Source organism: uncultured Desulfovibrio sp. (assembly GCF_944324505.1).
GTDB lineage: Bacteria > Desulfobacterota > Desulfovibrionia > Desulfovibrionales > Desulfovibrionaceae > Desulfovibrio.
In genome coordinates this window covers 23,447-35,541 of the sequence record NZ_CALUWO010000011.1, presented here as the reverse complement: position 1 = coordinate 35,541, position 12,095 = coordinate 23,447, and the positions used below count along the sequence as shown (strand labels likewise).

At 65.2% G+C, this 12,095-nt stretch carries 10 protein-coding genes; 8 read left to right on the top strand and 2 right to left on the bottom strand.

Annotated features, from left to right (window positions below):
- The first annotated feature begins 19 nt into the window (after window positions 1–19).
- Window positions 20–583: an OmpH family outer membrane protein gene (locus Q0J57_RS09785; protein WP_297219738.1), complete on the top strand. Its 564-nt coding sequence runs from the start codon at window positions 20–22 to the stop codon at window positions 581–583.
- A gap of 11 nt (window positions 584–594) precedes the next feature.
- Window positions 595–921 (top strand): DUF3467 domain-containing protein, encoded by a 327-nt coding sequence (locus Q0J57_RS09780; RefSeq protein ID WP_297219736.1) that lies wholly within the window; start codon window positions 595–597, stop codon window positions 919–921.
- 168 nt (window positions 922–1,089) lie between these two features.
- Here Q0J57_RS09780 and Q0J57_RS09775 read toward each other — a convergent pair whose 3' ends face one another.
- Window positions 1,090–3,930, bottom strand: coding sequence for a glycosyltransferase (locus tag Q0J57_RS09775; protein WP_297219735.1), 2,841 nt, complete (start codon window positions 3,928–3,930; stop codon window positions 1,090–1,092).
- A 152-nt stretch (window positions 3,931–4,082) separates the two neighbouring features.
- On the opposite strand from Q0J57_RS09775, the gene Q0J57_RS09770 reads away from it, so the two are divergent.
- The 6 genes from Q0J57_RS09770 (at window position 4,083) to groL (ending at window position 9,669) form a co-directional block, all read left to right on the top strand.
- Window positions 4,083–5,180: an AI-2E family transporter gene (locus tag Q0J57_RS09770; RefSeq protein WP_297219733.1), complete on the top strand. Its 1,098-nt coding sequence runs from the start codon at window positions 4,083–4,085 to the stop codon at window positions 5,178–5,180.
- A 5-nt stretch (window positions 5,181–5,185) separates the two neighbouring features.
- Window positions 5,186–6,076, top strand: coding sequence for a D-alanyl-D-alanine carboxypeptidase family protein (locus tag Q0J57_RS09765; RefSeq protein ID WP_297219731.1), 891 nt, complete (start codon window positions 5,186–5,188; stop codon window positions 6,074–6,076).
- Window positions 6,077–6,226: 150 nt separating this feature from the next.
- Window positions 6,227–6,439: a twin-arginine translocase TatA/TatE family subunit gene (locus tag Q0J57_RS09760; protein ID WP_297219729.1), complete on the top strand. Its 213-nt coding sequence runs from the start codon at window positions 6,227–6,229 to the stop codon at window positions 6,437–6,439.
- A 17-nt stretch (window positions 6,440–6,456) separates the two neighbouring features.
- Window positions 6,457–6,888, top strand: coding sequence for an ACT domain-containing protein (locus tag Q0J57_RS09755; RefSeq protein ID WP_297219727.1), 432 nt, complete (start codon window positions 6,457–6,459; stop codon window positions 6,886–6,888).
- 809 nt (window positions 6,889–7,697) lie between these two features.
- Entirely contained in the window at window positions 7,698–7,982 is a 285-nt protein-coding gene (groES, locus tag Q0J57_RS09750) for a co-chaperone GroES (RefSeq protein ID WP_297219725.1), read from the top strand.
- Between the two features lie 43 nt (window positions 7,983–8,025).
- The gene (gene groL / locus Q0J57_RS09745) at window positions 8,026–9,669 is read left to right on the top strand and encodes a chaperonin GroEL (protein ID WP_297219723.1); all 1,644 of its coding nucleotides are present in this window, start codon (window positions 8,026–8,028) and stop codon (window positions 9,667–9,669) included.
- Between the two features lie 533 nt (window positions 9,670–10,202).
- Here the strand turns inward: groL and Q0J57_RS09740 are convergent.
- Entirely contained in the window at window positions 10,203–11,978 is a 1,776-nt protein-coding gene (locus Q0J57_RS09740) for a formate--tetrahydrofolate ligase (RefSeq protein WP_297219721.1), read from the bottom strand.
- Window positions 11,979–12,095 lie beyond the last annotated feature (117 nt).

Below are 12,095 nucleotides of genomic sequence, written 5' to 3'. Positions count from 1 at the left end.
GCCCCGTAAAGGAGTTTTCATGCCCCGTCTTGCCACCCTTCTGCCCGGCCTTGCGCTGCTGCTTGCCCTGCCGCTGGCCGGATGCCTGGACACCGGCGGCAGGCCCCCTGTGGTCTGCGTGGATGTGGAGCGCATCCTCACCCAGTCCAAGGCCGCCGGGCAGGCCAATGACCATGTGCAAAAGGTCCAGGACATTCTGCAAAAGGGCCTGGCCGCCTATCAGGAAGAGCTGAAAAAACACCCCGAAGAAAAACGCCAGCAGGAACTGCGCCAGGGCCTGGCCCTGCTGCAACGCCAGCTGGATGTGGAGCGCGCCGCCGCCCGCAACGTGGTCAGCCAGCACATGCTGGCCCAGATCGCATCCTGGCGCGCCCAGAAGGGAGAGGCCATTGTCATTGCCCGGCAGAATGTGCTGGACGCGCCGGACAGCGTGGACATCACCGCGGATATCCTCCGCCTCATGGATGCCGGCAGCGTCACCTTTGCGGAGCTGCCCACCGTGACCATCCGCAGCCAGACGCCCGACCAGGCCGCCCAAAGCGGCACGGCAGAAAAATCCGGCGCCAAACCCGCCAAAAAATAACGAGGTTCCCCATGCCCGCCCTGAAAAAAACCCCTGCCAACAGCGCCTATCCTGACCAGAGCGCACAGGCCGATCCCGCACAGGTGCGCGTAGCCCTGCTGCCCGCCCCCGGCATGCGCACCACCTATGCCAATGCCTTTCAGACCACTTTCGCCGCAGGCGAGGTGCTGCTCACGGCCTGCGTCAGCCAGCAGGAACGCGACCAGCAGGGCCCCGTGCTTGCCGTGCAGCCTCAGCTGCGCCTGGGCATGACGCCCCACAGCGCCAAGCGCCTGGCTGCCGCCCTGGCCCAGGCCATTCAGCAGTACGAGGAACAGTTCGGCGAAATTGCCCTCTAGTCTCCCGCTTTCTGCCGACCTGCCCCGGCAGAATACCGGCACCCCCCCAGCCGCCGCAACGGGGGGTGCCTTTTTTGTTCCCGGGCGCAGACTGATGCCGGCAAAAAAACGGGGCGGCCCCCTGCGGAACCGCCCCAGACCCCGGAAGTCGCAGCAGCCTTTCCCCTGTTACAGGGGAGTCCGCCAGTCGTTGTCAAACGAGGCGCCCAGCTGCGGATTACGCAGCGGACTGCGCCGGATGTCGTCCCCCCAGCGATCCTTGAAGCGCTGCAATATCTGCTGATAGGCAATATAGTTCTCGCGCGACTCTGCCGCACGCAGGGTGCCGCACTGGGTGCCGGAGCCTTCCTGAATGGCCACCTGCACCGCCACGGCCAGGGCATCTTCCAGATGGTCCCCTGTCAGTTCCCACTGGCCCCAGGCGCACATAAGGGTCTTCAGCCGGCGACGGGCTGCCCCAAGGCAGAAATCCGCCCCGGCCAGGCTGCCGAAGTTCACATTGAAGCCATTGCGGTCGCGGAACAGGTCCCGGCGCACCACCAGGCATTCCATGGGCGCGGCAATGGCCGGCCGGCTGATGCGCAGCAGGCCCCGCCCCGCCCGGGCAAGGTCACTCCGCGCCGTACCGCGCAGCCAGGCAAAGGGCAGTCCGCCGGCGCCGGGCACAAGCCCCGCATTCCAGACACTCCCCCCGCGGTACACCGTGCCGCCCACCACGCCCATGCCGGGGCGCAGGGCCTGGAGCAGCAGCTGTTCCGGCCGGCAGCCCGGCAGGGGCAGCAGCGCCGCATCCAGGAAAAAGAGCAGCTCGCCGGCAGCGGCCTCCGCCGCGGCATTGCAGCCCCCTGCCCAGCTTGTGGCCGGCGGCAGCGCCCGCCAGCCGGCAACAGGCGCGGGAAGCACGGCTTCAGGAGACTGCTCCACCGGCTGCCAGAGCACGTCACAGGGCCACTGCCGTCCAAGACCCTCCAGCGCTTCCACCAGCCGGGAAGAAGGCTCCACACCGGGACGAGCCAGCACCACCACGCTGACAGCAGGCGGCGATGCCGGCACAGGCAGCGCCAGCCGGAACACTCCCCGGCCCAGCGGGCATATTTCGGCCGTGCGCCCGGTGCGCACGCCATGGGCCTCCAGTGCCCGGACCGCTGCGGCCTCACCCCGCTCATGCCCGCGGGCGCAGGGGCCGTCAGCCCGCCGGTGATAGAGCACCAGCGGCAGCTGAGTCACCTGCCGGTCTTCCAGACTGTCTGTCAGCCGCAGCAGCAGGTCGTAGGCTTCTGCCCCGTCCACGCCGTCCCGGGCAATGCCCCCGCAGGCCAGCACACTCTCGCGGGCCATGAGCACGGGCCGGCCCAGCACATCGCCCCCTTCCAGCAGGTCACGGTCAAAACCGGTTTTGAACCAGGGGTCGCGGGCAAGCCCGCGCCCGTCCACCTGGTCCTCGTCGGCATACACAAGGCGCAGCTCCGGCTGCCCGGCCACAACGCGGGCCATGGCGGACAGCGCGTCAGGCGCAAGGCTGTCTCCCTCGTTCAGCACCAGGAGCCAGGGCGCCCGGCTCATGTCCAGGGCCGTGCGCAGGGCCGCGGCCAGCCCGCTGCTCGAAGATTTCCGGCAGGCAATGCGGCTGTCCTCGTGGGGCAGCTGCCGCAGCCAGGCCGCCGTGGCCTCGGAAGCGCCGTCATCCACAAGGCAGAGCTGCCAGCAGGCATGCTGCTGGGCCAGCAGCGAATCCACACTGGCCCGCAGCTCCTGCAGGCCGGCATGGCGCACCGGCAGCAGCACGGCCACGGGCGGGCATGCCGCGTCTTCCGGGCACGGCGCAGGACGGCCCACCTGCGACGGGGCCGCCTGCGGGGCACGGCGCGGACCGTCCTTCAGCTCGCGCCAGGCAGGGTACAGGCCGGCACACTGGGCCAGCGAACACTCGTACACGTCGGCCATGTGCAGGGCGTGCATGGCGGGCAGCAGCAGCTGCTGCCGGAAGGCCGCCGCATCCCAGTCCGCCAGGGCAGCCTGCATGCCGTCCTGCCCGCTGCGGCCGGCGCAGCGCACAAGGTCGGCCTGCCGGGCCACATACCATTCCAGCGCATGGGGCAGGCAGGAGGAGAACTGCCGGCACAGCCGGCGCAGCGTGTGGGCCTCGTCAGCGGGCATGGCCGCCAGCAGCGGCGCCAGACGGCCGGCATCTCCCGTGGCGCGCCAGGCAAGGTAGGCCTCTTCCCACGCGGCATTTTCCGGCAGGGGCGCGGCCATCACCAGGTCGGCATGCCCCTGCATGAGCCAGGCATTGACCGCGCAGACATCGCCGCACATGTCCGCCATATCGGGCCGCGGGGCCTCCGGCAGACGCCCGGCCTCCGCCAGGCTGTTCCACTGCTCCGTGATGCGCAGCGGCAGAAAGATGTCCCGCAGGCGGGCCTGCGCCCGCGGGGTCACGGCAAAGAAGGCGCCGGCACCATAGGCACCGGCCAGGCGCAGGCACAGGTCCGGCCCGGCCAGCGTGTCCAGCTGTTCGGCAAAACCGCCCTGCGCCAGCACGGCGTCACGCCGCAGCAGCAGACTTTGCCCCGGCAGCAGCCGGCAGCGCAGCAGGTCCGCATGGCTGGCCTCCGCCGCGGGCAGGCCCTCGTGCGGCACACGCAGGCAGCCGCCGCCATCCACGGCCAGACCGGCCATGCTCACATGGTCCCGGCCGTTTGCCCCCGCATACCGCCAGAGCGGACTTATGCCCAGGCAGGCGGGGTCAGCCTCCAGACGGCTGACCAGCTGGGGCAGCAGACCCTCCGGCGGTTGCAGGGCATCGCTCCAGACAAGACAGTAATGGGTGGCGGCGGCACGCATGGCCGCATTGAGCGCCGCCGTATCCTTGCAGAGCTGCACCGCCGCGCCTCCGAACGCCTGCTCCCATTCTTCACGGGATGCCTGCGGGTCAGAAGTCAGCAGCAGCACGGTGCAGCGCACGGCCAAATCCCCAGCCAGTAACGTGGGTATGATAGTCGTGTCCATGAATCCATGCTAGGGCAGCCCCGCGCGGAAAGCAACCGTCCGTCGGACGCTGCCGGCACGAAAAGGCGCCATCAGGTCGGACGCATGCCGGGACTTGGCAGCGCCCCTGTGCTCTGCTATCGTGGGCTGTCCCTACACCCCATCAACACATCATGATACAAACGCTCTTTCCCCGCATTCTTTATTTGCTGGCCATTCTGGCGGGCGTGCTGCTGCTGCGCGGCAATCCCACCACCCTCTTTCTGGCGGCCTGCTTTGCCTGCCTCAGCCTGCCCATTTACCGGCGCTTTGTGCATGCGGCCTTCCGCCGGCGCCGCAAGCTGCTGCAGCATCCCCCGGGTCTGGTGCGCCACCTGCGCCTGCGCATCAATGAACGATCCCCCCTGGCCGCCTACGTGCTGCTGGTTATTTCCGCCGTCACCGTGCCCATCGCCACCCTGGTGCTGCTGGTTTCCCCCCAGGTGGCAGGCGGTCTTGTCCGCCTGCGCGAGCTGCGGGAAAACAATTTTCAGATGCCCGCCGACTGGGTGGAGCGCTTTCGCGCCCTTGAGGCCAAGCTCTCCGCCTATCCCGGCCTGGAATCCACGTATCGGGAAACCGTCCAGAACATCAACAAGACCCTGAGCGACTCCATGGGCCTGCTCATCAACCGCGGTTTCGACGTGCTGGGCGGCACCATGAACGCCCTGTGGTGTCTGGTGCTCTTTGTCATCCTCACGATCATCTTTGCCCTGTACGGGCGCCGTGTGGCGCTCATCACCTCCCGCGTGCTGCAAATGCCCCTGGCCATGCTCTACCGCTTTGTTTCGGCCTTTCGCCGTGCCCTGCGCGGCATCATGCTGGGCATCATCCTTGTGGCCATGGTCCAGGGCGTGCTCTGCGGCATCGGCTTTGCCGTGGCGGGCATCAACCAGCCCGCCTTCTGGGGGCTGCTGGCCGCCGTGGTGGCGCCCATTCCCTTTGTGGGCACGGCGCTGGTCTGGCTGCCGCTGTGCATTTCGCTCTGGTTCACGGGCAAGACCATGGCCGCCGTGGGGCTGGCCCTGTGGGGAACCCTGGCCGTGGCCGGCGTGGACAATGTGCTGCGCCCGCTCTTTCTGCGCCAGGGCATCAAGGCGCCGTTTTTTGTGCTGGTGCTGGCCATTCTGTGCGGCCTGACCAGCTTTGGCCCCGTGGGCCTTGTCATGGGGCCGGTGCTGCTGGCCTTTGCCAAGCAGGCCCTGGAAGAAGCCCACCGGTTTTACGTATGACAGGCATGACCGTATCTTCTCTTCGTCGCTCCGCTGCTGGCGGATGGTCCGCATGCCGCCTGGCGGCCCTGCTGCTTCTGGTACTGGCCCTGCTGCTGGTACCGGCTGGCCAGGCCTGTGCCGGTGTGCGGGCCGCCATTCTGGTCAACATGAAGACCGGAAAAATCCTGTACGAGCGCAATGGCAATCTGAGCATTCCCCCCGCCTCCCTGACCAAGCTCATGACCATGTATCTGGCGCTTGATGCCGTCCGGGACGGGCGCATATCCCTGCAACAGCCTGTCCGCGTCACCCGCGAGGCATCCCGGGCCGGCGGATCGCGCATGCAGCTGCGCGCCAATCAGCGCGTGAGCCTGTCCAATTTGCTCATGGGCATGATGGTGGCCTCGGGCAATGATGCGGCCCTGGCCGTGGCCCATGCTCTGTCGGGCAACAGCACCCGGCGCTTTGTGCAGATGATGAACCGCAAGGCCCGCGCCCTGCGGCTGACGCGCACCGTTTTCAAGAATCCCAACGGCCTGCCCGCCGCCGGTCAGAAAACCACCGCCAGGGACATGATGCGCCTGGCCCTGTCCTATCTGCGCACGCATCCGTCCTCCAGCCGCTACCACGGTACCCGCTACTTTACCTATGGCGGACGGACCATGCGCAATACCAACCGCCTGCTGGGCAAGGTGCTGGGCGTCAACGGCCTGAAAACGGGCTTCACCGCCGCCAGCGGCTACAATATCATCGTGACGGCCGAGCGGAAGGGCGTGAAGCTCATGGTGGTGGTGCTGGGGGGCAGCAGCCGCGTGGCTCGTGACCGCATGGCCTACCGCCTGCTCGAAACAGGCTTCAAGTATCCCGCGTCTCCCACCCGCGTGCAGCGGGCCATGGGCAGCCGGCGGCGTTGATTTTACATAGTGTTACGCACACCGTATTGCGTCAGCGCACGGATTGTGTCACAAGAAGCTGGTAACTCTGTTCCCGCTTGACCTTGCGGGAGCGGCTCCGTATGCTAAAGCCATTCGGCCACAGGCCACAATTCAAGGGAGGCTCCTTTCATGTTCGGTATCGGCACCCAGGAAATACTCATCATTCTTGTCATCGTCCTGCTGTTGTTCGGCGCCAAGAAACTGCCGGAAATCGGCGGTGGACTGGGGCGCGCCATCCGCAATTTCAAACGAGCCTCCTCGGAGCCTGACGAAATCGACATCACCCCCGGCAAGGACAAGCAGCAGGCTTCCTCTTCCGAGGATGATTCCCGCAAAGCCTAAGCAGGAGGACCCCAGAGATGAAGGCTGAACAGATATCCGTCTTTCTCGAAAATCGCGCCGGCCGTCTGGCCGAAGTAACCCGCACCCTGGCGGAAGCCAATGTCAATATTCGCGCCCTTTCCCTGGCGGATACGTCTGACTTCGGCATCCTGCGCCTCATTGTCTGCAATCCGGAGCATGCCAAGAACGTGCTGAAGGAAAAGGGCTTTACCCTCGGCCGCACCTCGGTGGTGGCGGTGGAGGTGCCCGACCGTCCCGGCGGCCTGGACAGCGTGCTGCAACTGGTGTCCCAGCATGACATCAACGTGGAATACATGTATGCCTTCCTGCGGCATGACTGTGACCGCGCCATCATGATCTTCCGCTTTGACAAGGTGGACATGGCCATTGACCTGCTGAAGGACAACGGCTTCATCATCCTGCCCCCCGAAAAGATCTGCGGCTTCTAGACCCCGCTCCCGCCATACGCACGACAAGGGAGGAAAGCGCCTTTCATGACAGACCGGTGCGGCCGGTCTGCCGGAAAGGGCAGCTTCCTCCCTTTTTTTCTTCTATGCCTGCGGCATGTCCCTGCCCGGCCCTGCGGGCTGCCGGAAACATGCGCCCCCTCGCCGCCCTCGTGCGCTATCCTGTCCCATTCCCCGGCCCCGTTTGCCTGCCGGCAGGGGCGCTGCATTCCCGGTGCGTGACCTTGGTGCGCCCGTTTTTTCTGCCGCCGCACGGACGGGGAAGGTACGCCTTCGCTCCAGACGCCGTGCCCGCCGCCGGCATCGTGCCGCCACGCGGGCGGAGGAGTGCCGGGCCGATGAGTTGATCACGGGGAGGCTGCGCCTGCCGCCGCACAAGCAGCAAACGGGGATGGAGGGTGCCGCCTTTTCCAGAAAGGAAAAGGCCCTCGTCCTGCCGCCAGGCGAACGAGGGCGCGCCCTCGCCGGGGCGGGCAGCCCGTGCGCCCCATGTTGCCAACATCCTGCCGCGACAGTCCTTTTTCCGGCGTGGACCGGAGCTTCCCGCCTGTCCCCGCTGGACACATGACCAAGCGACACCTTTTCGCATTATTTATAACATATTGATATTTATGATAAAAAAATAAAAATTCCCGCCGAAGAAAAAAATTTTTCCATTTACCTCTTTTCAATTTCGCAGGGTGTCTTATCTCTATGCCGATGCGGGGGATATGGACATCACCCACACCCCGATCCGACACTCGAGCAGCCAGCGGCTGCACTCAAGATAAAAATTCTTTTGGAGGAATACCATGAACCTGAAACCTCTCCATGACCGTGTACTGGTCAAGCGCGTCGAATCCGAAGAAAAGACCGCCGGCGGCCTTTTCATTCCCGATACCGCCAAGGAAAAGCCCTCCAAGGGTGAAGTGATCGCCGTGGGTCCCGGCAAGGTGGAAAACGGCAACCGCATCGAAATGTCCGTGAAGGTTGGCGACACCGTGCTGTTCAACAAGTATGCCGGCACCGAAGTGAAGCTGGACGGTGTTGAACACCTCGTGATGCGCGAAGACGACATCCTCGCCATTCTCGACTAATTCTTCCTGCATAACCCGATCATTTCCTTAAGGAGACAATATCATGGCTGCTAAAGAAGTTCTCTTCGACGTCAAAGCTCGCGAAAAACTGGCCCGTGGCGTGGACAAGCTCGCCAATGCCGTTAAGGTGACCCTCGGCCCCAAGGGCCGTAACGTGGCCATCGAAAAGGCCTTTGGCGCTCCCGTCATCACCAAGGACGGTGTGACCGTTGCCAAGGAAATCGAGCTGGAAGACAAGTTCGAGAACATGGGCGCCCAGCTGGTGAAGGAAGTGGCCTCCAAGACTTCCGACGCCGCCGGCGATGGCACCACCACCGCCACCATCCTGGCCCAGGCCATCTATCATGAAGGCGTGAAGCTCGTGGCTGCCGGCCGCAATCCCATGGCCATCAAGCGTGGCGTGGACAAGGCTGTGGAAGCCCTCATCGGCGAACTGGCCAATCTGGCCAAGCCCACCCGCGATCAGAAGGAAATTGCCCAGATCGGCACCATTTCCGCCAACTCCGATGCCACCATCGGCAACATCATTGCCGAAGCCATGGCCAAGGTGGGCAAGGAAGGCGTGATTACCGTTGAAGAAGCCAAGGGCCTGGAAACCACCATGGACGTGGTGGAAGGCATGCGCTTTGACCGTGGCTACCTCTCCCCCTACTTTGCCACCAATGCCGAAAAGATGCAGTGCGAGATGGACAATCCCTTCATCCTCTGCTCTGAAAAGAAGATTTCCAATATGAAGGACATGCTGCCTGTTCTGGAACAGGTGGCCAAGGTGAACCGTCCTCTGCTCATCATCGCCGAAGATGTGGAAGGCGAAGCGCTGGCTACCCTGGTGGTGAACAAGCTGCGTGGCGCCCTGCAGGTGGTGGCCGTCAAGGCTCCCGGCTTTGGTGATCGCCGCAAGGCCATGCTGCAGGATATCGCCATCCTCACCGGCGGCCTGGTGGCTTCCGATGACACCGGCACCAAGCTGGAAAGCATGGCCCTCACCGACCTGGGCACCGCCAAGCGCGTGGTCATCGACAAGGAAAACACCACCATCGTTGACGGCGCCGGCAAGAAGGCCGACATCACCGCCCGCGTGAAGCAGATCCGCGCCCAGGTGGAAGAAGCCACTTCCGACTACGACCGCGAAAAGCTCCAGGAACGCCTGGCCAAGCTGGTGGGCGGCGTTGCCGTGGTGCATGTGGGCGCTGCCACCGAAGTGGAAATGAAGGAAAAGAAGGACCGCGTGGAAGACGCCCTCAACGCTACCCGCGCTGCTGTGGAAGAAGGCATTGTTCCTGGCGGCGGCACGGCCCTCATCCGCGTGTCCAAGGTGCTTGACACCATCAAGCCCGCTGACGACGACGAACTGGCCGGCGTGAACATCATCCGCCGCGCCATTGAAGCCCCGCTGCGCCAGATTGCCCACAATGCCGGCTTTGAAGGCTCCATCATTGTGGAAAAGGTGCGTCAGGGCAAGGACGGCTTCGGCTTCAACGCCGCCACCGGCGAATACGAAGACCTGCTGAAGGCCGGCGTCATCGATCCCAAGAAGGTGACCCGTACCGCGCTGCAGAACGCCGCTTCCGTGGCGTCCCTGCTGCTCACCACCGAATGCGCCATCAGCGACAAGCCCGAACCCAAGAAGGACGCCCCGGCCATGCCCGGCATGGACGGCATGGGCGGCATGGGCGGCATGTACTAGTCCGCATTCCCGCACTCGTCTGCAAGGCCCCTGCTCCGGCAGGGGCCTTTTTTTGTGTCCTCATCCCCTGCGCTGCGCCTGTTCGACGAGAGCCTTTCCGCCAAACTACGCCCTCCAGCAGGTAGGACGGCTGCGGGGCCGCCACAGGGCAGGGGCAGACAAAAAACGGCCACACCGGTGGACCGTTATGCGAACACTGCCCCCGCACGGAAGCGTGCCGGCATCATGAATACGTGCGCAGCGTACCGTCAGGAAGGACGCGCCCCCTGCCCCGGCGTGCGTTCCCCAGAGGAGCATCCATACCTTCCGGGGGACCGCCCGCCGGCTGCTCCCGCCCCCGTATTCAGCGCCGGGGCACAGATGACGTAGAACGAATTCCCGGCAACGAAGCCACATGTGCCCGCCCCTCGCTGCATATCGTGACAGGGGAAGGGGCACGGGCAGACCGGGGAAAAAGAAGGGGGGACCCCGTTGCGCACACAGGCGCCGGGAATCCCCCCAAAAAAGCCGCGGTCGTGCTGCCGGGCGGCTGTCTAGAACAGCCCTGTCACCTGGCCGCTTTCCAGGTCCACATCCACATTGCGGAAGGCCGGACGGGAACCGGTACCGGGCATGAGGCTGATATCGCCGGCCACGGGCACCACCAGGCCCGCACCGCCATAGAACAGCACGTCGCGCACCTTGAGTTCCCAGCCTCTGGGCGCTCCCTTGAGGGCAGGATCGTCACTGAGCGAATATTGCGTCTTGACCATGCAGATGCCCAGCTCGTCGGCATCGGGGCGTTCCTGCAGGGCGGCAAGGCGCTGCCTGGCCAGGGCAGAGAACTGCACGTCGTCCGCGCCGTACACCTGACGGGCAATGGCGCGGATACGCTCGGCAAAGGGCAGCGACCAGTCATAGAGCGGCGTGAACTGCGACGTTTCCTCACAGGCATCCAGCACGGCATCGGCCAGCTCCAGCGCGCCTTCGCCCCCCTGCGCCCAGTGCCGGGAAACGGCCACACGGGCGCCGGCCTCCTCGCAGGCATGCCGGATGGCGGCAATTTCCGCCGGCGTATCCGAGGCAAAGGCGTTGATGCAGACCACGGGCGGCACGCCGGAACGACGCACAATGCCGATATGGTGCAGCAGGTTGGCGCAGCCGGCCTCCACCATGCCCACGTCTTCGCGCACGTAGGCTTCGGGCAGCGGGCGGCCGGGCATGGGCTGGGGGGCGCCGCCATGATTCTTGAGTGCACGCACCGTGGCCACGATAACCGCCGCATCGGGCCGGAGGCCGCTGACCCGGCACTTGACGTTCCAGAACTTTTCATAGCCCATGTCGGCGCCGAAGCCGGATTCCGTCACATGAATATCACTGAGCTTGAGGGCCACCCGGTCCGCGATGACCGAACTCTGCCCCAGGGCAATATTGGCAAAGGGGCCGGCATGCACCAGCACCGGCTGCCCCTCGATGGTCTGGATAAGATTGGGCTTGGCGGCTTCCAGCAGCCAGGCGGTCATGGCGCCGGCCACTTCCAGATCGGCCGTGGTCACGGGATTGCCGTCGCGGTCCAGGGCCAGCACCATCCGGGCCAGCCGGGCGCGCAGGTCGGGCAGGTCGCGGGCCATGCTCAGAATGGACATGACCTCGGAAGCGGCCGTGATGTCAAAACGGGAACGCATCATGAAGCCGTCATTGTTGCGCCCATTGCCCTCGATGCCGATAATGATATTGCGCAGGGCCTGACAACAGAAATCCATGGCCCAGCCTGTGCCCACGCGGGTGGGGTCGATGTTCAGCCGGCGCATGCCGGACAGGCGGGCCAGCTTGGCGTCGTCATAGTTGCGTTCATGCTGCATGCGGGCAGTCAGGGCGGTCATGGCCAGATTGTGCGCCGCCGTAACGGCATGGATATCGCCCGTGAAATTGAGCGAATAAGGCGTGAGCGGAATGCACTGGGCCAGCCCGCCGCCGGCGGCAGACCCCTTCATGCCCATGGTGGGACCGCCGGACGGCTGCCTGATGGCCGCCGAGGCACGCTGCCCGCGCCGGGCCAGGCCCTGCACAAGGCCGATGGTGGTGGTGGACTTGCCTTCGCCCAGGGGCGTGGGCGTGATGGCCGTCACGTCCACATATTTGCCGTCGGGCTTGTCGTGCAGACGGCGCAAAACCTCGTGCTGCTCGATCTTGGCCATGTAGTGCCCGTAGGGCAGAATCTCCTGCGGCAGCAGGCCCAGCTCCTCCGCCACGGCGGCGATGGGCTTCATGCGCTTTTCGGCATCCTGGGCAATTTCCCAGTCCTGAAACTGTGTGGGGTCAAGAGCCATATGTTCTCCTCATGGGGATGGTTCCGCACTGTCAGTGCCCGCGTGCGGCAGGCCCTCTGCTCTGCCGCCGCAGCCCTGCGCTGCCGCAGGGATATCGTCTGTCCAGCCATATCCGGT

Bases quoted from the DNA above. Each gene is read 5' to 3' on its own strand.
- Q0J57_RS09785 (WP_297219738.1), top strand. From the start codon at position 20: ATGCCCCGTCTTGCCACCCTTCTGCCCGGCCTTGCGCTGCTGCTTGCC.
- Q0J57_RS09780 (WP_297219736.1), top strand. From the start codon at position 595: ATGCCCGCCCTGAAAAAAACCCCTGCCAACAGCGCCTATCCTGACCAG.
- Q0J57_RS09775 (WP_297219735.1), bottom strand. From the start codon at position 3,930: ATGGACACGACTATCATACCCACGTTACTGGCTGGGGATTTGGCCGTG.
- Q0J57_RS09770 (WP_297219733.1), top strand. From the start codon at position 4,083: ATGATACAAACGCTCTTTCCCCGCATTCTTTATTTGCTGGCCATTCTG.
- Q0J57_RS09765 (WP_297219731.1), top strand. From the start codon at position 5,186: ATGACCGTATCTTCTCTTCGTCGCTCCGCTGCTGGCGGATGGTCCGCA.
- Q0J57_RS09760 (WP_297219729.1), top strand. From the start codon at position 6,227: ATGTTCGGTATCGGCACCCAGGAAATACTCATCATTCTTGTCATCGTC.
- Q0J57_RS09755 (WP_297219727.1), top strand. From the start codon at position 6,457: ATGAAGGCTGAACAGATATCCGTCTTTCTCGAAAATCGCGCCGGCCGT.
- groES (WP_297219725.1), top strand. From the start codon at position 7,698: ATGAACCTGAAACCTCTCCATGACCGTGTACTGGTCAAGCGCGTCGAA.
- groL (WP_297219723.1), top strand. From the start codon at position 8,026: ATGGCTGCTAAAGAAGTTCTCTTCGACGTCAAAGCTCGCGAAAAACTG.
- Q0J57_RS09740 (WP_297219721.1), bottom strand. From the start codon at position 11,978: ATGGCTCTTGACCCCACACAGTTTCAGGACTGGGAAATTGCCCAGGAT.